This is a genomic window from Flavobacterium sp. ZE23DGlu08, assembly GCF_030505335.1.
Taxonomy (GTDB): Bacteria; Bacteroidota; Bacteroidia; order Flavobacteriales; family Flavobacteriaceae; genus Flavobacterium; species Flavobacterium algoritolerans.
In genome coordinates this window covers 1,863,239-1,887,688 of record NZ_CP130045.1, presented here as the reverse complement: position 1 = coordinate 1,887,688, position 24,450 = coordinate 1,863,239, and the positions used below count along the sequence as shown (strand labels likewise).

The window sequence follows — 24,450 nt, the reverse complement described above, 5'->3', positions numbered from 1 at the left end:
TTAGGATTAAACCTTTTAGAAATTTTAAAGTCAAATAAAGATGTATTTGATTTTAACTAAAAATCAAATTATTTATTAATAGCTTTGTTAAGATAACTAAAAACCAAAAAAAAATGAAAAAAACCAGCAATAAGCAATTGCTTTTTGTGATTCCCGCAATCATGGGTTTTGCGGTGAGTCAAGCACAGAATGCTCCGGCAGCTAAAGAACCGGGGATCAATGTTAATTACATGGATAAGGCCGTAAAGCCTAGCAACGATTTCTTTCGTTATGTAAACGGAACTTGGTTGGATAATACGGAGATTCCAGCTGATAGAACCCGTTGGGGTAGTTTTGATGAATTGCGTCAAAAAACAGATGCTGATGCATTGGCAATTCTAAAAGAAGCGACAACAAATCCAAGCTACAAATCGAATACAGATCAAGGGAAAGCGATTAACTTATACAAATCTATTCTTGATACCGTAGGAAGAAATAAGTTAGGTATTGCGCCTTTGAAACCGTACTTAAAAAAAATAGACGCGGTTAAAAACGCCAAAGATTTAGAGGCATTATTGATTGAAATGGAACCTATTGGCGGGATTGGATTTATGGGTGCTGGCGTAGGAACTGATGCAAAAAACAGCAGTAGAAACGTGATTAATTTAGGTCCGGGCGGTGTAGGCTTGCCAGACAGAGATTATTATGTTTCTGAAGATGCCGATTCCAAAGAGAAACGTGCGAAATATCTTTTACACGTTGCTAAAATGTTGCAATACCTTGGTGATAAACCAGCAGTTGCAAAAATGAATGCTGAAAAAATCCTGGCTCTTGAAATTGCCATGTCTAAACCAAGATTGGACAGAGTAGAACGCAGAGATCGTAGAAAGTCATACAATCCAATGACATTGGCTGATTTGAGTAAATTAACTCCATCAATCAACTGGAATAATTATTTTACAAAAATTGGATTGGCAAAAGTAGATACTGTTATTGTATCGCAACCAAAATACATGACTGCGCTAGAAACTATTTTTAAAGAAAATAAAGTAGAAGACTGGAAAGCATACATGCGTTGGAGTTTGTTGAACAGAGCTTCGAGCCAATTGTCAACTGAAATTGAAAACGCAAACTGGGAGTTTTACGGAAGAACGTTAACGGGAGCTGTAAGTCAAAGACCACGTGACGAAAGAGCACTTCAAACCATCAATGGAGCGGTTGGAGAAGCGTTAGGAAAATTATATGTTGAGAAAAAATTTCCGGCTGAAGCCAAAGCCAAAGCGGAGAAAATGATCAAAAATATATTTTCAGCTTTCGAAAACAGAATCAATAATTTGTCTTGGATGTCTGCAGAAACAAAGGTGAGCGCGCTTGCTAAACTGCATAAATCAAGAATTAAAATTGGTTATCCTGACAAATGGAAAGATTATTCAGCCTTGACGATAAAAAGTCCAGAAGAAGGAGGAACGTATTTTGAAAACGCTAAAAGCATGGCGCAATGGCGTTTCAATGAGAATATAGCTGAGTTGAATAAACCTGTTGATAAAGACAGATGGGGAATGTCTCCACAAACGGTAAATGCGTATTACAATCCTTCAAATAACGAGATTGTATTCCCTGCAGCAATTTTACAACCGCCTTTTTACAATTACCAAGCGGATGAAGCAGTAAATTATGGTGGAATTGGAGGCGTTATTGGTCATGAAATTTCACATGGTTTTGATGATTCAGGTTCCCGTTACAATGCTGACGGAAACTTAGTAGACTGGTGGACTGCAGAAGACTTGAAACAATTTTCAGCCTTAACAGGAGCACTTGCCGCTCAATACAGCGCTTTGCAACCTATTCCGGGAACTTTTGTAGATGGTAAATTTACTTTAGGAGAAAACATTGGAGATTTAGGTGGAGTAAATGCTGCTTATGATGGTTTACAATTGTATTTGAAAGAAAACGGAAATCCGGGATTAATCGACGGATATACTCCAGAACAACGTTTCTTTATTTCTTGGTCAACGATCTGGCGTTCAAAAATGCGTGATGAAGCCTTGAAAAACCAAGTAAAAACAGACCCGCATTCTCCAGGAATGTACCGAGCTTATGTTCCTTTGCAAAACATTGATACGTTCTATAAAGCATTCGATATTAAAGCAACTGACGGAATGTATATTGCACCTGAAAAGCGTGTGAGAATCTGGTAGAAATACATACAAGCATAAAAAAAGTCCCATTTGACACCGTCAGATGGGACTTTTTTGATTTATCAGGGATTTATTTTCGGCCTTTCCTTAACGAATAATTGACCATATACAATCCAAATAATGTAACGCCACCGCCTATTGCAATGGCAGCATTGAGTACTTCTCCGAAAATCACAGCACCTAGAATCACGGCTATAATTGGGTTGATGTAGGCGTAAATACTGCTTATTTCAGCAGGAAGATTTTGAAGCGCATAGATAAAGGCAATGAAAGTAAGTACGGAGCCAAAAACAACTAAATAAGCAATAGACCACCAAGAAATTGCTGGAATAGCACTCAAACTAACAGAAGTTCCGGTTGCTCCATTGTACGCAAAAATTAAAATACTGGAGATAAACATTTGCAGTCCCAAACTAAAATAAGGGTTAAAACTAGCTGCTTTTTTCTTTGTATATAACGAGCCAAATGCCCAAGTTAACGTAGCTATTAATGACAGTATAATCCCAAATCTAAAATCAGGAATCATAAAATCGCTCAAATGATCATAAAAGATAACGCAAACGCCACCAAAACTAATAATTAAACCAATAACCGTTAATCTTGCCAATCGTTCTCCCTTAAAAAAAGTAATAATTACAATCCATAAAGGAACAATAGCTCCAATGATAGCTCCCAGTCCGCTACTGATGTATTTCACGCCCCAAGTGCTTAATCCGTTACTCAAAACAAAATTAAGGATGCTTAAAATGACAATGGTTTTCCATTGTTTTCCTTTTGGCCAAGGTGTTTTTTTGAACAAGAAAAAAGAAATATACAACAATCCGCCAATGAATTGTCTAATGGCAGCAAGTTGTAAAGCCGGCATGTGTTTTACGCCTTCTTTTGAAGCAATCCAAGTAGTTCCCCAAAAAAAACTAACCCAGCACAAAGCCAAAATAGGTAATCCAATGGCATTAACTTTAGACGAAACAGCATTTTTAATTTTAGTTCTCACGTTATAAATTTGGTTTTGTAAAAGTATAATTTAAAACGGTTTCTATTTTAGTACTTAAAATTGTTTTTCCAATAGATGGGTTTTTATGATTAAACTTTGGCAAAGCCAAATCTAAATCCAATGCTTTTTGTGTATAGTAAAGTTCTCGTGAGGGATGAGATGGAGCGACCGCATTAAAGGTCTCATTCCACACATCATTTTCAATGATTTTTAGAATAATACCCACACAATCTTCCTGATGAATCAAATTAATCGGTGCGTCAGGATTATCCAAATTTTCACGGCCAGCCAGGAATTTTATTGGATTACGGTCTTCGCCAATTAAGCCACCAAAACGCAATACGGTTGTTTTAAAGTTTATATTGCTTTGCAAAAGCTGTTCGGTTTCCAGTAATTGTTTGCCGCCTTCAGTATCCGGTTTCGGGATTGTTTCTTCAGTAACAAAATCATCATCATCATTATAAACGGATGTCGAACTGATGAAAAGCACTTTTTCGACTGATGATTTTTCTGTAAACGGAATTGTATTTCTAATCTTGGAAACAAAGTTTTCTGTCCCTGAACCACGAAGTTTTGGAGGAACATCGATGATTAAAATTTCAGAATTCTCCAGAAAATCTGTTAGGTTTCCAGTGGTTTTATTTTCTGAAAGTGCAATTAAAAAAGGTTCAATTCCTGCATTTTCCAATACGGCTAATTTCTCTGTCGAAGTCGTTGAACCGTTTACTGAAAATCCTTTTGAGAGTAAGGCTTTCGCCAAAGGAAAACCCAACCAGCCACAACCCAGAATACTAATTTTTGTCATTTTATGTTTAAATTATTTGACTTTCAAACTGTCTTTTGCAACTGTTAAACTATCTTTAGTCATAGGATTGATAGCTGTATCCAAAGCATTTGCAACCACAACCGGTGTCGGTTTTATTTTTTGTTTGATTACTACCGCATCATTCAAAACAAAAGGTGTTGGCATCATCCAATTTTCTCTTTTAGCTATTCCAAATAAAGGATTAGTCATTAAATCAAAAGAGCTTTCCATCAGTTCCATATCAAAAACCGTTGAGGAATTTACACTGAACTGCATTTCTAAAGGTGTGTTTCCAACGACATAATAACTCAATATTTTCTTTCCTTTGCGTTGGTAAAGTGAATTTTTCTGGCCTAATGTGGTCACGCCATTTGCTTTGAAATTATGAATCGCCATTTTTTCATTGGCAAAAATATCATAGCGATTAACGTTTCGATTCGGGAAAATTTTTATTCTCAAATACCTTTGATTGCCTACAATTCTGTCTTCCAGAAACACTATACTTGGTTTTAGAATGTCTTTTTTAGGAGCTTTGGCAGCATACGTAAAACCGGAATTGTATTTGCTGAACAATGGTGTTTCGTTCAAAATGGCTGCGTCTTTTGGGTTTTCACCCAAATAGCTTTTGGTCCAGGAATCAAGATTGGTGTCATACGTAACCCAATTGGCTTTGTCAGTATCGGCATCATAGACATACAATAAGCTGTTTGATTTGGCTTTCCCATATTCGTAACCAGATTCAGAATGCGCTTTCGCAAAAAAGCCAATGGCAAGCACAAAAAACACTAATGACCAGATTCCTTTTTTGGCGAAAGTCCCAAAAACAGGCAACAATAATGTGAATGTCAAAACGGTAAGAATTGCACTTCCAAACAATACTTTTAATCCCAAACCAATAGGAAACATCTGGATGAAAGGCGCTATGATTATCAAGGCCGGAATGCTAAAAATAAGACTTAGTATTTTACGTGATTTTTGGGTAATGATAAATGCAGCGAATAAAAATAATCCAAAATAGACCGGAATAATCAAGAATCCAGCTCCTTGCAAACTAAAAGCTAGCGCTCCATTAATGACAATCCAAATAAATAATGGCGCTACATAATGATTCATAGTCACTTTCTTGGCAGAAAAACGGTTGTAAAATACTAGGCTTATCGCCAAAGCCAGAAGTACAAATGCTGCAATGTAAGCGTGTCCGTTATATGTAAATCCGTTGAGTAAATCATTGTATTGCGGGTAAACGGCTAATAATCCTTTCCAGCCAAAAAAAGTAATTAATCCAGTAACAATCAATGAACCTAAAAACGGAATAAATCCTCTTCCAATTTCGCGGAATGATAAAATACGCTTGGCTATTCCTAAAAATAACAGGAAAATAAACAGCACCAATGCGATTACCACCATTGGTAAAACCCAACTAAAAGGATAACTTATAAACGTATACGGAATGGTAAAATAGACGTAATCTTCACTGGCTTGAGTCGTATTTAAATCGGCATTTGAGAAGTAATTCAGCAATGGCATTAAATACGTTCCTTGATGCGCTAATGTATTTTTGTTCAAATGATTGATGTCATCCTGAGCGGTATGATAGTTAAAATGGTCATCAATAAAAGCAAAATTATACCCTTGAATATTGCCTTGTTCTCTGAAAACAGTCAAATCAGTATCGTTTGGTAACATTTTATAAATGCTGTACATCAAGGAATTTGAAACGGGAAAAGTCGCTTTTGCGGCAGCAAACTCTTTTACTAATCCTGCATTTCCCTTGTTGGTTTCCATCAACATATAGCTGGGTCCGGATGAACCACGCGCTTCAAAGTTTAGCACCAAACCTATTTCTTTTGCCCAATGGTGTTTGGTTACAAAAAGCGCTGCGCCATTTAATCCTAATTCTTCCGCATCTGAAAACAGAATAATAATATCGTTTTTATGTGGGGTTTTGGAATATAAAAAAGCACGAACACTCTCCAGAATCGTCGCTACCCCAGAACCTGCGTCACTTGCGCCCTTAGAGTAAGAATGTGGTGCGCTGTCATAATGGGAAAGCAATAACAACGCTTTAGAATTAGAAGTTCCTTTTATTCGAGCCAATATGTTTTTTGATTGTACTAAATTTCCCCAATCGCTCAAGGTATATCCTTCTTGAACAGAAGTTTCCAGTCCTAACTTGTTCAGCTCTTTTACGAGATAATTAGCAACCACTTCATGTTCTTTGGAACCTACATAATGAGGTTGTTTTGAAATGGCTTCTACTTGGTTTAAAGCTCTTTTGGTCGAAAATTCAGAAAGAGAGCCTTCTTCATCTGAAGTCCAATGTGGCATCATGGTAAAGTAAATCAATCCTAGTATCCCTAGGAGAAATAAACTGGCAAAAATTGAGGAATAATCTTTTTTCATTTTTGGTTAGATAGGTTTGGGGTTGTGGTATTTAAATGTCTTTTTTGACTAGCATATAAAAATCATTATCCAAAAGCATATAGCCTTGGTCATATAGGAAATAGTAGGTATTTCCAGTTTTGGTTTGTAAAATATTAGTAAAAAACTCAAAATCGAAACCTTTGCTCAGGAGTTTTGCCCGAGTGGTTTTTGATTTCCCTTCAACATTAAGCTCTGACAAAATACGGTAATTCTTGCGTAACTTATTGTTGATGTTGCGCATAAAATTAGTACTGTCTTTGTTTATTTTATTATTGTAGGCATTACGACAGCCGTCACTACAGAATTTCTTATCCTCACGACCTACAATTTTCTCTCCACATTCTAGGCAGGTTTTCATGGATTTATTTTTTTAATTTCGTACAAATCTGTTCTACGATCTTTAAGAATTCGAACACTTCCATGCTCGTGAAGTTCCTTTAATAAATTCAAATCAACATCTACAATCAGGGTCATTTCAGTATTCGGAGTAGCTTCAGCTTTTATTCCGTTACTTGGAAAGGCAAAATCTGATGGTGTAAACACCGCAGATTGCGCATATTGAATGTCCATGTTATTCACCTTTGGAAGATTCCCAACACAGCCGGCTATAGCGACATAACATTCGTTTTCAATGGCTCTTGCCTGTGCACAATGTTTGACTCTGGTGTAGGCATTTTGAGTATCAGTCAAGAATGGTACAAATAAAATATTCATTCCTTCATCAGCCATTAATCGGGAAAGTTCTGGAAACTCTACATCATAACAAATCACGATACCTATTTTTCCGCAATCGGTATCAAAAGTCTTAATTTGTGATCCTCCGGTCATTCCCCAATGTTGTACTTCGTTTGGCGTGACGTGAATTTTAGCATACATTTCTGAAGTTCCGTCTCTTTTACAAAGAAAACCAACATTGTATAACGTGCCGTTTTCTAAATACGGCATACTTCCTGTAATGATGTTTATGTTATAAGAAATTGCTAATTCTTGAAAGCGTTTGTGAATAGGTTCAGTATGTTTTGCTAATTCCCGTATGGCTTCGGCTTCAGATAAATGATTGTAATCCGCCATCAACGGCGCTGTAAACAGTTCCGGAAATAAAGCAAAATCACTTCCATAGCCAGAAACAACATCAACAAAAAATTCGCATTGTTCGAACAAAGCTTCCAGATTATTCAATTGACGCATCTGCCATTGTACTAATCCTAGTCGGATGACGCTTTTTGCAAGGTTTATTAATTTTGGACTTTCGTCGTAATAAATATTATTCCATTCCAGTAAAACAGCAAATTCTTTGGAATCAGAGTCCCCTTCCAAGTAGTTTTTCATTACTCGGATCACGTGGAAGTCATTACTCAACTGAAAAGAAAGTACGGGATCGTGAAGTTCTTTTCTTTTTACTTTTTCGATATAATTTTTTGGAGTAAGTTTTTTTGCATGTTGTCCATAATTAGGAATTCTTCCTGCAAAAACAATTGCTTTTAAATTCAATTGTTCACATAATTCTTTTCGGGCATCATATAAACGTCTGCCAAGGCGTAATCCTCTATAATTTGGATGAATAAAAACATCTATTCCGTACAAAACATCTCCTTTCGGGTTGTGGGTAGAGAAGGTATATTTTCCGGTTATATCAGAATAATTATGGTTTTTATCGACCAGACTTTCATCAACAATGAGTGATAATGCAGAGCCAACCACTTTGCCATCTACTAAAATTACCAATTGACCTTCAGGAAAAATGCTTAATAATTTTTCAATATGATGTTCTCTCCAGTAAGAGCCAACCATTTCCGGATAAGATTCTACCATGGAGTTTTTTAACTCTTTGTAGTCGTCAAATTTCAGATTTCGTAACTCTACTTTGTTTATTTTGGCTTGCATAAGAATTTGATTTTCATCAAATATAGCTAAATTTTCCCATTTACAAACGTTTACAAATAGTTACAACCGAAAGTAAATAGTTAGTAACCGAATACTTTTTGGAAGTCACCGCATCTTTGCAATGTTGATTTGAAAGACCAATTCAACAAAACATACACTAACATTTAAATAGTATACGCCATGAGCACATTAAGAAACAAAGTACAGTTAATTGGACACGTAGGAAATGATCCGGAAATCAAAACTTTTGACGGAGGAAAAAAATTAGCCAATTTCACATTAGCAACCAACGAGAGCTACAAAAACGACAAAGGAGAAAAAGTAGAAGAAACCCAATGGCACAAGCTTGTAGCTTGGGGAAAAACAGCTGAAATCATTGAAAAATATGTTACTAAAGGCAAAGAAATTGCCATTGAAGGAAAATTAACTCATAGAAGTTATGATGATAAAAACGGGGAGAAACGCTATGTTACCGAAGTAGTGGTGAATGACGTCCTTCTTTTAGGGAAGTAATATTCAGTCTATAAGTATTGTAATGTTGTAAATTACGACTGAAACCAAACAAAAAAACCATCGATAACTATCGGTGGTTTTTTATGGATTATTGAACGGTAAAGGATAACTGATATTGTTTATTTGTCTTTTTTGCGTAAATCAAATTTTGGACAGTTTTTGCAACGTTTATGTTCTCCTTTTTTATATTTTTCGCAACACTCAGACTTGAGGTTTTCTTTAGCAGATCCATTTTTAAGGAACTTTTTTTTATCCTTTTTCGTATCCTTATTTTTCTTCTTTTTACTCAATTTCTAAAAAAATTAAAATCAAGTTATTTGCTAAACAATATTTGATTATTTAGATGTGCTGTTTAAAGTTAGTTGTTGCATATCTCTGTCAAATAAATACAAGCCACCTTTATCGTCACCAATTAGGTTTATTTTATCCAAAATAAGTTTTGCCTGAGCTTCTTCTTCAATTTGTTCAGCTACATACCACTGTAAAAAGTTGTGTGTGGCATAATCCTTTTCAGAAAATGAAATATCAACCAGTTTATTAATCGAATCAGAAACAAAAATTTCATGTTTATACAATTCTTCAAACATTTCCTTAAATGTTCCGTAGCTGATCTTTGGTGCCTTTAATTCGCTAACCTTAGCATGACCACCTCGTTCATTTACGTAGCGGACTAGTTTAAGCATGTGTACCCTCTCTTCTTCAGATTGAGCATACATAAATTTTGAAATTCCTTCCAAACCATGAGTTTCTGCCCATGAAGCCATAGAAAGATAGGTTTGGGATGATTCAGCTTCAATTCGAATCTGATTGTTCAGCGCGTGTTCTATATTTTTTGATAACATGGCAGTAAGTTTTAAGTAAAGTTACAAAAAAACTTAATCTATTGATTCATAATATCTTGGAAAAAATCTACAAATTGACCTAAATGTAAGCCATCAACTAATCCATGATGTACATGAATAGACATTGGCATGGTTCTTTTTCCGTTTTCAGCAATTTTCATTTTTCCAAAGGAAATTTTCGGACAACTATCCGGAAAAGTATAGCTTCGTGCATGCGATAATGAAGTGAAATCCAGCCATGGAATCGCCGAAAAATGGATTACATTATCATCCGTAAATGTTCGGGTAAAAAGACCAGTTGTATTTTGTATTCTTTCAATTTCAGTCAATGCATTTGTAGTGAAAATTTCAAAATCTGCGTTGTATTCGATTAAAGAAAATCCGAAACTACCGTCTTCACGACCAATAGTTGCAGAAGCATTAATTTGGTCACAAACATATATTTGGTCATCCGTAATCCTGTAGCGAAATGATTCGGTAGTATTGACTGCAACCAATGTTTTGTGTAAATAATAGATAAAAAAAGAAGTGTTCAATGATTTTGCTGTTGCGTAGGCTTTGGTGCAGTCGATTTCTACGGTTGCGCCAAAGAAGGGTTCTTCAAATTGTCTAAAAAAATGGAAATGTTCTTTTCTGGACCAGTTCTCTATATCTAAAAGTGTTTTCAAGATTTTGTAATTTTATTTAGGATTCAAAAGTACAGCTATTCTTTGAAATCTGGAATTCATTTCATCCAACTTTTGTTGCGAACAAATTATAAAATGGATGTTTCGGATGCTGTAAGGTTGATTTTTTTTTGTGATAAAAAACGAAAATAACAGCCATAAAAAAAGCCCTAAAAGAAATTTCTTTTAGGGCTTTTTGATATAAAAAAGTAGCTTATTTTACTCTGAAAGTAACTCTTCTTACTAATCTTCTTGCGTTTTCTGAATCGATATCTACTGAAGTATCTTCACCAGCAGCAATTACATTCAATCTTGATGCATCAACATTAGCTTTCACTAAAGTGTTTTTCACATTGTTTGCTCTTGCATTAGATAATTTATCATTGTATGCAGATCTTCCAACTTCGTCAGCGTGACCTACAATATCAATTGAAGCAGTAGGATTGTTTCTCAAGTAAGTTAACATGAAGTCAATACCTTCTGTAGAAACATTAGTTGGAGTAGATTTATTGAAGTCAAAATAAACTGCAACATAACCACCGTTAATTAAACTTTTAATCAATTCGTTGTTTGTTAAAAGAGGAGAGTTGTTAGTAGTACTACCATAATTTTTTATGATAAAAGCTTCAGTTTCATCAGGAACATTATTGTTGTTCTTGTCAATTGATCTTCCTTTAGTATCAACCATTGCTCCTGCAGGAGTACTTAACTCTTCGTCTAAATAATCAGCTACACCATCTTTATCAGAATCTAGCATTTTATTTTCAATAGCCATAAATCTTGCATCAATTGCGTCAAATCTACCTTCATGGTCGATAACCCAGTCAGCATGTTTTTCGTTTTTACCTAAGTAAACAGTTAAACCTACTGTACCATTGAAAAGTACACCGCCGAAACCAGGAGATCCTATTGTACTTGCACCATCAAAAGTACGGTTTTGTTTAGCATTAAGAATTGTTGTAAAATCTCCAGTCAATGCAATTCTATTAGATAATTTAATTTGACCAGTAACACCAGCAATAAAATTACCCATTCTGTCAGTTCCTGAAAAGTTATCAGATTCACCAAAACCTAATCCAAAACCAGCGTGACCTAATAAACCAAGAGTGTTTGTCCAAGTTTCAAAGCTCATGATTCTTCCTAAGTTAGCAACTGCCTGTAAGTCAGCTCTGTAGTATTTAGAGTCAAATCCTATTGAATTTTCACCTTCTTTAAAACTGTTATATCCAAAATCAACTTTTAAACCAAATTTGTTATTGAACATATAACGCACACCTAAATCAGCTACATAAGCACTAGTAACAGCAGTTCTATATCCAGCAGTCATAGGTCTCATCGGTTTGTTTAAACCACCAGCTAATTCAACAGACCATTTGTTAAATTCAGTTCCAGTACTTGCGCTTTCTACATTTTCTGTTTGAGCACTCAAAGTTGTCATTGCAGAAGCAAAAACTAACGTAAGTATGATTTTTTTCATAATTTTATTTTTTAAAAATTCTATGCAAAAATACGATATAATGTTAAATATTAAATTTTAAACAGTTAATTATGTAAGAATTAGTTTTAATTCTATAAACTAAGTTCTGATCGGCGATTTTAGCAATATTTTGTATTTTTTTTATAGATTATTCAAAGATATTAACTTTAAAACAGAGTTTTTTTTACTTGAAAAGACTTTTATTATTGATCAAAGAAGTTAAAAACAAGTTTTCTCATTCCAGTTTTTTCAGAACTTCTGTTATTTTTTCGAAAGCACTGAAGTTTTCATGTTCTACTTTATGGTCGATTTTTTCGTGTGCCCAAGTGGTATGAAACGGAATATGAACGGCGTGTCCGCCAATGGCTAAAACTGGTAAAACATCTGATTTTAAGGAATTGCCAATCATAAAAAATTCTTCAGGTTGTATTTCGAGACGTTTTATTAAATCAGAATAATCAATTTCTTGCTTGTCAGACATCACTTCAATATGGTGAAAATAATGACCCAAACCAGAATTGTGTAATTTTCTGCGTTGGTCCAATAAATCGCCTTTGGTGGCAACCACTAGTTTGTATTTTCCGTGTAAAGCATCTAAAGTTTCTTCGACACCATCCAATAAAACAATCGGTTTTTCCAGTAATTCTTTCCCATATTGAATGATTTTTTCGATAATTTCTATAGGAAGTGTATTATTCGAAATAGTCATCGCGGCCTCAATCATCGACAGAATATAGCCTTTGATTCCGTAACCATATAATTTCAAATTATCAATTTCGACCTTAAAAAGTTCTTTGGAAATTCCTTGATGCGATAAATAATCTTCCATCAAACCACAGAATTTCTTCTCGGTTTCATCAAAATACGTTTCGTTGATCCATAAGGTATCATCGGCGTCGAAAGCAATTACTTTTAGTTTCATTTTTTTTGTAATGGTTGATTAATAAAATCCAAAAATTAATTATGTTCTATTTTTAATCATTAAATTTTTTGATAATATATTCCTTTGTTTTATTATCATAATAACCTAAATAATAAGCATCGGTTTTAAATAATGTTTGTGATGAAACATCTTTATATGTATCGAAAAAAGTACGGATTTTATCAAACGCTAAAGGTTGTAAATCGCCTTTAATATGACTGCCTTCCTTGTCAAATAATCCGTCTGTTTTAACCACTTTTCTATTTGAGTAGGAATTAAAACTCTCTATGCCAGGGTTGTGCACGGCGATTGAAACGAGTGCTCCAATTAAGCCAAATTGGCCCATACCAAATTGGCTGGCTGACTGTTGAACTGGAGAAACACCCCCAAAAGTAATTAGTGTGTTTTGGCCAATTGTATAGCAGCTAACACCAGGATATAAATTGTTTACTTTTCGAATAAACTGTGAAGAATTTTCTAAGGTTCTCTTTCCTCCAAAATCTCCTCCTTCCAGTTGAACTTCCGAATTTTTAAAATCGATTGGTTCGGATGACTTAGCGGTATGTTCCTTCAATACTTTTCCGTCTAAATCTTTTACAGTAAGATAAAATAGATTGGATGCGCTTTTTAATTGATATAATTTGTTGTCAAAGTAAAATGAATTCGAATTTAAATACGTTCGGTCTTCTTCTATATCGTGGGTTTTTATTTTTTTTTCAGTAGCTTTAAAATCTGTTAAATCAACAGTGATAACTTGGGTAAACTCGATATTCGTGTCAAGGGTAATGATAATTCGATTGTTTTTGAAATAACATTTTCTCTTTTTGGCACTATCAGTTAGAGATGTTGGGTTGTCGGTATTTATAAGCTGCAACGAGAAAGGCGCTTCAAAAGGAAGTAAATTTTCTCCTAATACTTCATATAAGTTTGATTGTGTATAGTCTGATTTATAAAAAGTAAATCCGTTCAAATTGATTTTTTTTTCGATATAATCACCTTTTTTATCAAAAACATAGAGTTTTAAATCATTACTTTTTTTGATAACTGTTAGGATATAAAAAAAATCTATATCACTAAATTTTTGTAAAACTTTTTCGTCTTTTAATAATAAAGAATGTTGTTTTGTTGTCGTTTTACGGTTATTGAAATCGTATAATTCAGTAAAAATATCCTTGGAATCATTTGATGACCAAAAAAGTCTAGTGTTGTCATTGTTGATGTTGTAGCCAATCATCTTCGTGTAAATTTTAGTATTTGGCCTTTCGGATGAAATACTATCAACGATTTTCATTTTTTCATCGAGTTGAATTGCTTTTACTTTTATTTTATCACCAATAAATAAAGTAATTTCTTTTTTATCGTTATTTATAGTCTGAAAAACATCTCGATTTTTTTTTAGCTCAAGAGGTATAGAAGATACCAGTTCTTGTGAAAAAGAAATTAAACTACTTAAAATTAAAGACGCAAGAAGTGTTTTTTTTATCATTTTTAGATAGGTTTATTTTTTAGCTAATATCTTATTTTTTTTTAAAATATTATTAGTTAAAAAATGTTTTTTAAATGCAAATTGCGTGACTTAATTAAAATTTTAATTAAGTCACGCAATTTTATACTTTTTTAAAAAAGTCTTAATTTATAGTCTCTCCATTGGCAACGCCATCGGTATCCGGGTTTACAAATACCAATTTTCCTTCAGCATTCGTAGTCATCAAAATCATTCCTTGGCTTTCTACGCCGCGAAGGTTTCTTGGTGCCAAATTCACTAAAACAGTAACTTTTTTACCAATAATATCTTCTGGTTTAAAACTCTCTGCAATTCCTGAAACGATGGTGCGAACATCAATTCCGGTATCAACTTTTAAAATCAAAAGCTTGTTCGCTTTTGGCATTTTTTCTGCTTCTAAGATAGTTCCTGTACGGATATCCATTTTGGCAAAATCCTCAAATTGAATCGCTTCTTTCTGCGGTTCTGCTTTTTTGTTTTCGGCAGTATTGGCAGTTTTAGTCGCTTCCAGTTTGTCTATTTGTTTTTGGATTTCCTCGTCTTCAATTTTGGCAAACAATAATTCGGCTTCGCCAATTTGGTGTCCAGAGGGAATCAAATCAGAATTTTGAGCAATAGAATTCCAGTTCAACGGACTTTCTATTTTTAGAATTCTTGATAATTTTTTTGCTGTAAATGGTAGGAATGGTTCGCAAAGTGAACTCAACGCAGCAGTAATTTGCAATGCCACATACATTTGTGTTTGCACGCGTTCCGGATTGTCTTTGATGACTTTCCAAGGCTCTTCGTCAGCCAAATATTTATTTCCTAAACGAGCCACATTCATCAATTCGCTCAATGCTTCACGAAATCTGTAACGCTCTACGGAACTTGAAATCACAGCTGGATAGGCTTTCAATTCAGTTAAAGTCGCTTCATCCACTTCTGAAAGTTCGTTCGGTTGCGGAACAATTCCGTTGTAATATTTATTGGTTAAAACCACGACACGATTAATGAAATTCCCGTAAATCGCTACCAATTCATTATTATTTCTCGCCTGAAAATCTTTCCAGGTAAAATCATTATCCTTTGTTTCCGGCGCATTCGATGTCAAGGCATAACGCAAAACATCTTGCTGATTTGGGAATTCTTCCAAGTATTCGTGCAACCAAACCGCCCAGTTTTTAGACGTAGACAATTTATTTCCTTCCAAGTTCAAGAATTCATTTGCAGGCACATTGTCCGGTAAAATATAACTTCCTTCGGCTTTCAACATCGCAGGGAAAATAATACAATGAAAAACAATATTGTCTTTCCCAATGAAGTGAACCAGTTTTGTATCTTGGTCTTTCCAGTACGGTTCCCAATCTTTCCCTTCGCGCAAAGCCCATTCTTTGGTAGAAGAAATGTACCCAATCGGCGCATCAAACCACACGTATAATTTTTTTCCTTCGGCACCTTCAACGGGAACATCAATTCCCCAATCCAAGTCACGGGTTACGGCGCGAGGCTCTAATCCACCGTCAATCCATGATTTTACTTGCCCGTAAACATTCGGTTTCCAGTCATTTTTATGTCCAACGAGAATCCATTCTTTCAAGAAATCTTCATAACGATCCAAAGGTAAAAACCAGTGTTTCGTTGATTTTAAAATAGGAGTTTCTCCAGTTATTGTCGATTTTGGATTGATTAAATCCGTAGCATTCAGCGTCGATCCGCATTTCTCGCATTGGTCACCGTAGGCTTCTTCGTTGCCACATTTTGGACAAGTTCCCACCACAAAACGGTCTGCGAGGAATTGATCTGCTTTCGCATCATACAATTGCTCGGTCACTTCTTCGATAAAATCACCTTGTTCGTACAGTTTTCTAAAAAACTCCGAAGCCGTATCATGATGAATTTTAGCTGAAGTTCTGGAATAATTATCAAACGAAATTCCAAAATCAGAGAACGATTTACGGATTATTCCATCGTATTTATCGATTACTTCCTGTGGTGTGATGCCTTCTTTTTTGGCTTTCATCGAAATTGCCACGCCGTGCTCGTCACTTCCGCAAACAAACAAAACGTCTCTTCCTTGCAATCTTAAATATCTGGAATATATGTCTGAAGGCACGTAAACACCCGCCAAATGGCCAATGTGAATCGGTCCGTTCGTATAAGGCAATGCCGCTGTAATGGTATATCTTTTTGGATTCTGTATCATGATTCTATTTTATAGAGCGCAAAAATAAGCAATAGAATTTTTATTTGAAGCTATTTCCCGCTATACGTTACAATCTTATTGTTTTTAAAGAAAAAACAATAAGGATTTTCACTGCTATCGGGGCTATGGAATCATGATAAAAAGAATGATCGTATATAAACACAATTTGTTACCGTTGTGTTTATAATGCGGCTTTTTTTTATCTTTGTAACCGTAATTTACAAAGCTTCTACATTATGGCAAAAGGACCCGAAAAAAACACCAAAAATAAAGCTTTACATACCAAATTGCTAAACCGAAAAAAGGCTAAACTTCAAGAAGAAAAAAAAGAAAAAGCGTTGCGTTTGAAAGCTTTGGTTACAAAAATGAATCAGAAAAAGAGTAGTGACGAATCTGATAGCATATAAATCGCATTGTATTTCATTTCTGTTTTTATTTACCCGAAATTTGCAGCACATATTCAAACACAAAACCTATGGAATTCGGTAGAATAATTATTTCAGAAACAGCCTTTAATAGTGAGAACCTTCAAGATGTGATTCACTCTAATATTTCGGTAATCAACTTAATGCGTGAGGAAGGCGTGAACGATGATTTGATTCACGAAGATGCTATAATGAGTTATTATTTAGATTATTATACCTCACAATATACCGAAGGAAATTTTGCTCAGTTTGTATACAATTCCGGTTGGGATAAAGAATTAAACGAATTAATCGAAGAAGGTTTGGCATTAATTGGTGCCGAAAAGCATTTGGAATTGTTCCAACAGCAATCCAAAAAAGTAAAATTAATGAGTAGTGTCAAGCTGAATAAATTCCTGAAAGGGAAACTGGAAGGCGTAAATCCTATCCGTGATTTACTCAACAACGACACTTTTTTTGAAATAGAAGAAAATCTAATTACTTTGAATGCTACTTTCTTAAAAACCCACCCAGATTTTGAAGTCCTTTCTATAGACGACATGTTTGCAACCTTAGAAGAATTTGTGGGTCATGAGATTAAAAGAGACTAAAGTAAGTCAAAAGTCCAATGTCATAAAGTTTTTAAAGTCCTGTTTTTATTTGTTTTTTTGAAGTTCTGTTGTCAATGTAAATTAAACATTAGGGCATTTGAATCATACATTAGTATTGGACTTTATGACTTTCGACTTTTGACGAATTTTTTCCCCCATTTCTATCAAACATTTCCTTAAATTTGCTTCCATTATTATAAAAGTTAGCGTTAAAAAAATCAAGCTATGTTACAAATCGCATTTATTAGAGAGAATCAAGAAAAAGTAATCAAGGCTTTGGCAAAGAGAAACATCGATGCTACAAGTGTTGTTGAAGAAGTGGTACAACTGGATGAAAAACGTCGCGCTACGCAAGTGGAGCTAGACAATATTTTATCCGAATCTAATAAATTATCCAAAGATATTGGCGAATTGATGAAAGGCGGAGAGAAAGCAAAAGCCGCAATTCTAAAAGAAAAAACCGTTTTAAACAAAGAGAAAAGCAAAGCTTTAGCGGAAACAGCTGATGCGCTTGCCGCTGAACTTTTAGAGAAATTATATACGTTACCCAATCTTCCTGCTGATATTGTTCCTGTTGGAAAAACACCGGAGGAAAACCTAAACGTTTTTGAAGAAGGGGAAATTCCAGTTTTGCATGATGGAGCGCAACCGCATTGGGAATTGGTAAAAAAATATGATATCATTGATTTTGAATTGGGTGTGAAAATCACAGGCGCAGGATTTCCTGTTTATAAAGGAAAGGGAGCTCGCTTACAACGTGCTTTGATCAATTATTTCTTGGATAAAAATACGGCTGCAGGGTATAATGAAGTTCAGGTTCCGCACATGGTAAATGAAGCGTCTGCTTACGGAACGGGACAATTGCCGGACAAAGAAGGGCAAATGTACCATGATAAAACCGATGATTTATACTTGATTCCAACGGCTGAGGTTCCGGTAACGAATTTGTTCCGTGATGTAATCCTTAACGAAAATGAATTACCCGTTTTAACAACGGCTTACTCGCCATGTTTCCGTCGTGAAGCAGGTTCTTACGGAGCGCATGTACGTGGATTGAACCGTTTGCACCAATTTGACAAAGTGGAAATTGTACGTGTAGAACATCCTGATAAGTCATACGAAGCTTTGGACGGAATGGTGGAACACGTTAAAAATATATTACAGGAATTGAAATTACCATACAGAATTTTGCGTCTTTGCGGTGGAGATATGGGATTCACATCGGCTTTGACGTATGATTTCGAAGTTTTTTCTACCGCGCAGGATCGTTGGTTAGAAATCAGTTCCGTTTCTAACTTTGAGACTTTCCAAGCGAATCGTTTGAAATTGCGTTTCAAAGACAAAGACGGAAAAAACCAATTGGCACACACTTTAAACGGAAGCGCATTGGCTTTGCCAAGAGTTTTGGCTGGAATTTTAGAAAATTACCAAACTCCGGAAGGAATTGTAATCCCTGAGGTTTTACGTCCGTATTGCGGGTTTGATATTATAGATTAATTAGTGTTCAGTCCTCAGTGATCGGTGTTCAGTTAGCTTTTTGGACAATGCACCGTTTGGCAAACTGAACACTGAATACTGAACACTTTTAAGATGAAAAATATTTTTCTACATATTACCCTGTTTTTTTCATTGCTTTGTTTTTCTCAAAACGAACAATTAGCGCAGTATTATTATGACAAAGGCGATTTTGAAAAAGCAAAAATCAGCTATGAAGAGTTGCTGCAAGAGATTCCATTAAATTCCCAGTATTTCTTAAGAATAATAGATTGTTCTCAGCAATTGCAACAGTTTGAAAGTGCCGAAAAAGCCATTCAAGAACGATTTAACAAGTACAATCAAGGGAATCTTCTGGTAGAATTAGGCTATAATTTTCAGTTGCAAAAAAATGATGTCAAAGCTAAGATGTACTACGATCAAGCATTAGACCGAATCAGAAAAAATCCAAATGAAGTCTACGGAATATCAAACGCTTTTGAGAAAAAAGTGTTGCTCGAATACGCCCTGAAATCCTACCAAACCGCCACAGAATTAGAGCCTAATTTTAATTTTAATTATCAAATAGGATTGCTTTACGGTCAATTGTCTAATATGGAAATGATGATTTCCACTTTTCTGGACGAGGCGTTTGCGAATCCTCAAAACTCCATTAGAATCCAAAATCAATTGGTTCGTTTTATGGCTGACGAAGGTGATGCAAACTTCAATGAAATATTGCGCAAAGCATTAATTCTAAGGACTCAGAAAAATCAAGATCTCTTTTGGAACCATTATTTGAGTTGGTTTTATGTACAGCAAAAAGAATTCGAAAAAGCATTTATTCAGGAAAAAGCTATTTACAAACGCAATCCGGAATCGCTTGCCAATATTGTGAATTTAGGGCAACTGGCCATTGAAGAAGACAATCAGGAAGCAGCTAAAGAAATTTTGGGATTTGTATTGGAAAACACACAAGATTTAGAATTGCTGATCCAGGCGAATTCGTATTTGGTAACCATGAAAATTGAAAAAGCATCCGAAAATGACTTTGCAACCATCAGCACAGAATTAGACGGTTTATTGAAACAATTTGAAATAAGTCCTTTTACCTTATCTTTGCAGCTGATTCAGGCACATTTCACGGCATTTAATTTGAAAAAACCAGAGGAAGGAAAGGCAATTGTCAAGAGAGCATTGGAATTGAAATTGAATGATTATGAAGTGGCTAATGCCAAAATGGAACTGGCAGATATTTTACTTTACGAAGAAAAATTCAATCAGGCTTTGATTTATTATTCGCAGATTGAATTGGATTTGAAGAATGATGTAATGGCACATGAAGCCAGTTTGAAAGCCGCAAAAACCAGTTATTTCAAAACCGATTTTGCTTGGGCATTGAAACAATTTAAGGAATTGAAATCCGCGAATACGCAGTTGATTGCCAATGATGCTTTGGAATATTTTCTGTTAATCAACGACAATACTGTTGCAGATTCGACACAAACGGCTTTGAAGCAATTTGCAAAAGGAGATTATCTGTTGTATCAAAACAGGAATCAGGAAGCGGTAACGCAGTTTCAGACGATTTTGAAAAACTATAAAGGACAAGAAATAGAGGCCGTGAGCTTGTTGCGATTAGGGAAAATATATGAAAAGAAAGGTGATTTTGCTTTGGCTTTAAGCCAATACCAAACGATTATTGACCAACATAGCGACGGAATTTACATAGATGAAGCGTTGTATTTTTCGGCAGAAATTTATAACAAGCAATTGTTACCTGAAAAAGCAAAACCATTATATGAAAAGGTATTGTTCAATCATCAGGACAGTATTTATTTTGTGGAAGCAAGAAAGAAATTCAGACAATTGCGAGGAGATACTAATTTGTAAAAAAGTTTAACTGTCTAATTGTTGAGTCGATTAACCAGTTAAACAATTAACCAGTTAAACAAAAAAAATGATACTATACAACGTTACCACAAACATACATGAAAGCGTTCACGATCAATGGATGATTTGGATGCAATACAAACATATTCCTGAAATTTTGGCTACTGGAAAATTCTCTTCGGCTAGAATGGTAAGGGTTTTAATTGAAGAAGAAATGGGCGGAGTAACTTACTCTGTTCAATACGCAACGGACAGCAAAGAAACTTTGGAGAAATATTATCAGGAGGATGCGCCGGCTTTTCGCGAAGAAGGAGCGAAGTTGTTTGGAGACAAAATGCTTGCTTTTAGAACAGAATTAGAATTGATTGCAGATTTTTAGAGTCATTGCAAGGAACGAAGCAATCACATTCAGATTGTCGTTTTGAACCACAATCTTGAAGTCGCAATCTGCGACCTCCAATTTGAAATAAAATACACTTTGTGCCTTAGTGCCAAAATAAACTTAAAATAAAGCGAGATTGCTTCGTGCCTCGCAATGACAACATGGAAAAAGTAACAGCCAAAAAACACCTCGGACAGCACTTTCTTAAAGACGAAAGCATTGCAAAAGACATTGCTGACACGTTGAACTTAGAAGGATATGATGATGTATTAGAGATAGGTCCGGGAATGGGAGTTTTGACAAAATATTTGTTGGATAAACCGGTGAATACGTACGTTATTGAAATCGATACGGAATCAGTGACGTATTTGGACCAAAATTATCCAAAATTAAAAGACAGAATCATTTCTAAAGATTTCCTGAAATACAACATCAACGATATTTTCGAAGGGAAACAATTCGCTATCATAGGGAATTTCCCGTATAATATTTCGACACAAATTGTTTTCAGAACTTTGGAATACCGCGATCAGATTCCGGAATTTGCAGGCATGTTCCAGAAAGAAGTGGCGCAGCGTATTTGTGAAAAAAAGGGAACAAAAGCGTATGGAATTCTGTCGGTTCTGGTTCAGGCTTTTTATGATGCCGAGTATTTATTTACAGTTGATGAAAATGTATTTATTCCGCCACCAAAGGTAAAATCGGGAGTTTTACGTTTGCGCAGAAAGAAAGATTACAGCTTGCCATGTGGTGAGAAATTGTTTTTCACGGTAGTGAAAACGGCCTTTCAACAGCGACGCAAAACGTTACGAAATAGTTTAAAAACCTTAAATTTGTCGGATAGTTTGAGAGAAGATAAAATTTTTGACCTTCGACCAGAACAATTAAATGTAGAACAGTTCATAGAACTCACCCAAAAAATAGAAGCCGATGGAGTTTAAAATCAGCAAAGAATTAATTCAGGAATTAGAGCAACTCATTCAAAATAAAAACGACCAGCAACTGGAAGTTTTATTGAATGATATGCACCATGCTGATATTGCTGAAATTCTCGATGAGCTTGATTTTAATGAAGCGACCTATATTTTTAAAGTTTTAGACAGTGAAAAAACCGCCGAAATTCTTCTGGAACTGGAAGATGATTTGCGAGAAAATATATTAAGCAGGCTTTCGCCAAAAGAGATTGCGGAAGAATTAGATGAGCTGGAAACAAATGATGCAGCCGATATTATTGCGGAGCTTTCGAAAGATTTGAAAGCCGAAGTAATATCAGAACTTCAGGATGTTGAGCACGCCAAAGATATTGTTGACTTATTGCGTTATGATGAGGATACCGCAGGTGGAATCATGCACAAGGAATTGGTTAAAGTCAATGAAAATTGGAATGTGCTGACGTGTGTAAAAGAAATGCGCATTCAGGCCGAAAACATCTCCAGAGTCCATTCGATTTATGTCGTGGATGATGAAGATAGATTGAAAGGTCGTTTGTCACTTAAGGATTTATTGACCACTTCTTCCAGAACACCGGTAAGTGATGTTTACATCCGGAAATTAAACTCCGTAAAAGTAGATACCGAAGATGTTGAGGTGGCCCGAATCATGCAAAAATACGATTTGGAAGCCATTCCTGTCGTAGATGAAATGGGACGATTAGTGGGAAGAATCACCATTGATGACATTGTAGACGTAATCAAGGATGAAGCTGATGAGGATTACCAGTTGGCAGCAGGTATCTCGCAAGACGTTGAAGCGGATGACAGCATCTTTGAACATACAAAAGCACGATTGCCTTGGTTGGTTTTGGCTCTTTTGGGTGGTTTTATCTCCGTAAAAGTGCTCGGCTTGTTTGAAGGAGCGATGTTTGAGCATGGGAATTTGTTCTTTTTCACACCACTTATTGCCGCAATGGCAGGAAATGTAGGCGTACAATCATCAGCAATTATAGTACAGGGTTTGGCTAACAATACGTTGAGCGGATCCTTGTTTAATAGATTGGTCAAAGAAGTGTCACTAAGTTTATTAAACGGACTGATTTTGGCTACGATATTGTTTTTAGGAAGTCATTTTCTGTTGAATGTCGAATTGATTATTGGCGTTATTGTTACTATAGCATTGATGTCGGTAATTATTATTGCATCGTTAATAGGAACTTTTGTTCCGTTGTTACTCGATAAATTTGGCATTGACCCCGCATTGGCAACCGGACCTTTTATCACTACCAGTAATGATATTTGCGGAATTCTGATTTATTTTTCGATAGCAAAAATGATTCTGGGATTTTAAGAAAGAATTGAACTAAGAGAATAGAGAGAAATTAAAAAATAACTAATACAACTATAACTACACAACCAACACTTTTCCCTAACGGCTTACTTTTCTTTGGAGAGTCCTGAAGCTTCGGGAGGGGAGAGGAAAAACCACAACTAGCATGAAAGTACACATTATTGGCGGCGGAAACTTAGGTGTTTCTATCGCATTAGGACTATCAAAATTTTCACCAGAGAACCAAGTTACCGTAACCAGAAGAAACACATCAAGCATTCTGTATCTTGAAAAATTGGGCGCTACGGTTTCTACGAATAATATCCATCAGATTCAGGAGGCAGATGTCATTATCTTGACCATAAAACCATATCAAGTGGATACCGTTTTAGCCGAAATCCTTCCAGTAATTTCGAGTAAAATCATCGCATCGGCAGTGAGTGGATTGTCCATAGAAAATTTACAAAACAAAATCGGTGCTGCTAATAGTGCCATCCGAATCATGCCCAATATTGCGGCACAGTTTGGCGCATCAGCAACTTGTATTGCGTTTCACGAAAAAGACAAAGAGAAAGCGCAAGATGTAGTTTCTCTTTTTCAGAGTTTAGGAACGGCTCCTATTATTGACGAAAAATTAATGGATGCAGCAACTGTTCTTGCGGCCAGCGGAACTGCTTTTGCGTTGCGATACATTCGCGCATCGATGCAAGCCGGAATCGAAATAGGATTTGACTGGCAAACCGCATTAGCCATCTCAGCACAAACCGTAAAAGGCGCTGCCGAAATGCTGCTGGAAGAAAAAGTACACCCGGAACAATTAATTGACCGCGTAACTACACCACAAGGCTGTACCATAGCCGGATTGAACGAAATGGAAATGCACGGATTCAGTTCGTCCCTGATACGAGGAATCAAAACGTCCTTGAAACAAATCAAAGGATAAGTCTCTAGTTCCGTAAAATCTTGATTATATAAGCTGCGCAAATGTCTCTGACTTTGCGCAATTTTTTTTACTTAAGCTTCGCAAATATTG

The 24,450-nt window shown here is 35.5% G+C and carries 21 protein-coding genes; 10 read left to right on the top strand and 11 right to left on the bottom strand.

Annotated features, from left to right (window positions below; translation table 11 throughout):
- The first annotated feature begins 113 nt into the window (after positions 1 to 113).
- Positions 114 to 2,177 carry a M13 family metallopeptidase gene (locus tag Q1W72_RS08230; RefSeq protein ID WP_121343195.1) on the top strand — a complete coding sequence of 688 codons (2,064 nt, stop codon included), beginning with the start codon at positions 114 to 116 and terminating at the stop codon, positions 2,175 to 2,177.
- Between the two features lie 70 nt (positions 2,178 to 2,247).
- Here Q1W72_RS08230 and Q1W72_RS08225 read toward each other — a convergent pair whose 3' ends face one another.
- From Q1W72_RS08225 to Q1W72_RS08205, 5 genes are all read right to left on the bottom strand, one after another.
- A complete protein-coding gene (locus tag Q1W72_RS08225) occupies positions 2,248 to 3,171 on the bottom strand; it encodes a DMT family transporter (protein WP_282713280.1) in 924 nt (307 codons plus the stop codon).
- A 1-nt stretch (position 3,172) separates the two neighbouring features.
- Complete coding sequence (locus Q1W72_RS08220; protein WP_302137886.1) at positions 3,173 to 3,976, bottom strand: SDR family oxidoreductase; 804 nt, start codon at positions 3,974 to 3,976, stop codon at positions 3,173 to 3,175.
- A gap of 12 nt (positions 3,977 to 3,988) precedes the next feature.
- Entirely contained in the window at positions 3,989 to 6,307 is a 2,319-nt protein-coding gene (locus tag Q1W72_RS08215) for a M28 family peptidase (protein ID WP_302137929.1), read from the bottom strand.
- Positions 6,308 to 6,410: 103 nt separating this feature from the next.
- Positions 6,411 to 6,758, bottom strand: coding sequence for a hypothetical protein (locus tag Q1W72_RS08210; RefSeq protein WP_099713875.1), 348 nt, complete (start codon positions 6,756 to 6,758; stop codon positions 6,411 to 6,413).
- Complete coding sequence (locus Q1W72_RS08205; protein ID WP_121343199.1) at positions 6,755 to 8,284, bottom strand: bifunctional GNAT family N-acetyltransferase/carbon-nitrogen hydrolase family protein; 1,530 nt, start codon at positions 8,282 to 8,284, stop codon at positions 6,755 to 6,757. The genes Q1W72_RS08210 and Q1W72_RS08205 overlap by 4 nt, the downstream gene beginning before the upstream one ends.
- A 180-nt stretch (positions 8,285 to 8,464) precedes the next feature.
- Between Q1W72_RS08205 and Q1W72_RS08200 the strand changes: the two genes are divergently transcribed.
- Entirely contained in the window at positions 8,465 to 8,797 is a 333-nt protein-coding gene (locus tag Q1W72_RS08200; protein ID WP_099713873.1) for a single-stranded DNA-binding protein, read from the top strand.
- A gap of 335 nt (positions 8,798 to 9,132) precedes the next feature.
- Here the strand turns inward: Q1W72_RS08200 and Q1W72_RS08195 are convergent, their stop codons facing one another.
- From Q1W72_RS08195 to metG, 6 genes are all read right to left on the bottom strand, one after another.
- The gene (locus tag Q1W72_RS08195) at positions 9,133 to 9,639 is read right to left on the bottom strand and encodes a ferritin (protein WP_302137883.1); all 507 of its coding nucleotides are present in this window, start codon (positions 9,637 to 9,639) and stop codon (positions 9,133 to 9,135) included.
- 38 nt (positions 9,640 to 9,677) lie between these two features.
- The gene (locus tag Q1W72_RS08190; protein WP_099713871.1) at positions 9,678 to 10,307 is read right to left on the bottom strand and encodes a chloramphenicol acetyltransferase; all 630 of its coding nucleotides are present in this window, start codon (positions 10,305 to 10,307) and stop codon (positions 9,678 to 9,680) included.
- A gap of 211 nt (positions 10,308 to 10,518) precedes the next feature.
- Positions 10,519 to 11,781, bottom strand: coding sequence for an OmpA family protein (locus tag Q1W72_RS08185; protein ID WP_302137882.1), 1,263 nt, complete (start codon positions 11,779 to 11,781; stop codon positions 10,519 to 10,521).
- 235 nt (positions 11,782 to 12,016) lie between these two features.
- Complete coding sequence (locus Q1W72_RS08180) at positions 12,017 to 12,703, bottom strand: HAD family hydrolase (protein ID WP_302137881.1); 687 nt, start codon at positions 12,701 to 12,703, stop codon at positions 12,017 to 12,019.
- A gap of 52 nt (positions 12,704 to 12,755) precedes the next feature.
- Complete coding sequence (locus Q1W72_RS08175) at positions 12,756 to 14,189, bottom strand: hypothetical protein (RefSeq protein WP_302137880.1); 1,434 nt, start codon at positions 14,187 to 14,189, stop codon at positions 12,756 to 12,758.
- A gap of 142 nt (positions 14,190 to 14,331) precedes the next feature.
- A complete protein-coding gene (gene metG / locus Q1W72_RS08170) occupies positions 14,332 to 16,392 on the bottom strand; it encodes a methionine--tRNA ligase (protein WP_302137878.1) in 2,061 nt (686 codons plus the stop codon).
- A 236-nt stretch (positions 16,393 to 16,628) separates the two neighbouring features.
- On the opposite strand from metG, the gene Q1W72_RS08165 reads away from it, so the two are divergent.
- From Q1W72_RS08165 to proC, 8 genes are all read left to right on the top strand, one after another.
- On the top strand, positions 16,629 to 16,799 hold the full coding sequence (locus Q1W72_RS08165; RefSeq protein WP_170066883.1) for a hypothetical protein: 171 nt from the start codon (positions 16,629 to 16,631) through the stop codon (positions 16,797 to 16,799).
- A gap of 68 nt (positions 16,800 to 16,867) precedes the next feature.
- A complete protein-coding gene (locus Q1W72_RS08160; protein ID WP_302137876.1) occupies positions 16,868 to 17,407 on the top strand; it encodes a hypothetical protein in 540 nt (179 codons plus the stop codon).
- Between the two features lie 225 nt (positions 17,408 to 17,632).
- Complete coding sequence (gene serS / locus Q1W72_RS08155; protein ID WP_302137875.1) at positions 17,633 to 18,904, top strand: serine--tRNA ligase; 1,272 nt, start codon at positions 17,633 to 17,635, stop codon at positions 18,902 to 18,904.
- Between the two features lie 93 nt (positions 18,905 to 18,997).
- A complete protein-coding gene (locus tag Q1W72_RS08150; RefSeq protein ID WP_302137874.1) occupies positions 18,998 to 20,773 on the top strand; it encodes a tetratricopeptide repeat protein in 1,776 nt (591 codons plus the stop codon).
- Positions 20,774 to 20,840: 67 nt separating this feature from the next.
- Complete coding sequence (locus tag Q1W72_RS08145) at positions 20,841 to 21,152, top strand: DUF4286 family protein (RefSeq protein WP_099713863.1); 312 nt, start codon at positions 20,841 to 20,843, stop codon at positions 21,150 to 21,152.
- 164 nt (positions 21,153 to 21,316) lie between these two features.
- Entirely contained in the window at positions 21,317 to 22,096 is a 780-nt protein-coding gene (rsmA, locus tag Q1W72_RS08140) for a 16S rRNA (adenine(1518)-N(6)/adenine(1519)-N(6))-dimethyltransferase RsmA (protein WP_302137872.1), read from the top strand.
- Positions 22,086 to 23,438, top strand: a complete 1,353-nt coding sequence (gene mgtE / locus Q1W72_RS08135; protein WP_099713861.1) for a magnesium transporter — start codon at positions 22,086 to 22,088, stop codon at positions 23,436 to 23,438. The genes rsmA and mgtE overlap by 11 nt, the downstream gene beginning before the upstream one ends.
- 145 nt (positions 23,439 to 23,583) lie before the next feature.
- The gene (gene proC, locus Q1W72_RS08130) at positions 23,584 to 24,360 is read left to right on the top strand and encodes a pyrroline-5-carboxylate reductase (RefSeq protein ID WP_282727810.1); all 777 of its coding nucleotides are present in this window, start codon (positions 23,584 to 23,586) and stop codon (positions 24,358 to 24,360) included.
- Positions 24,361 to 24,450 lie beyond the last annotated feature (90 nt).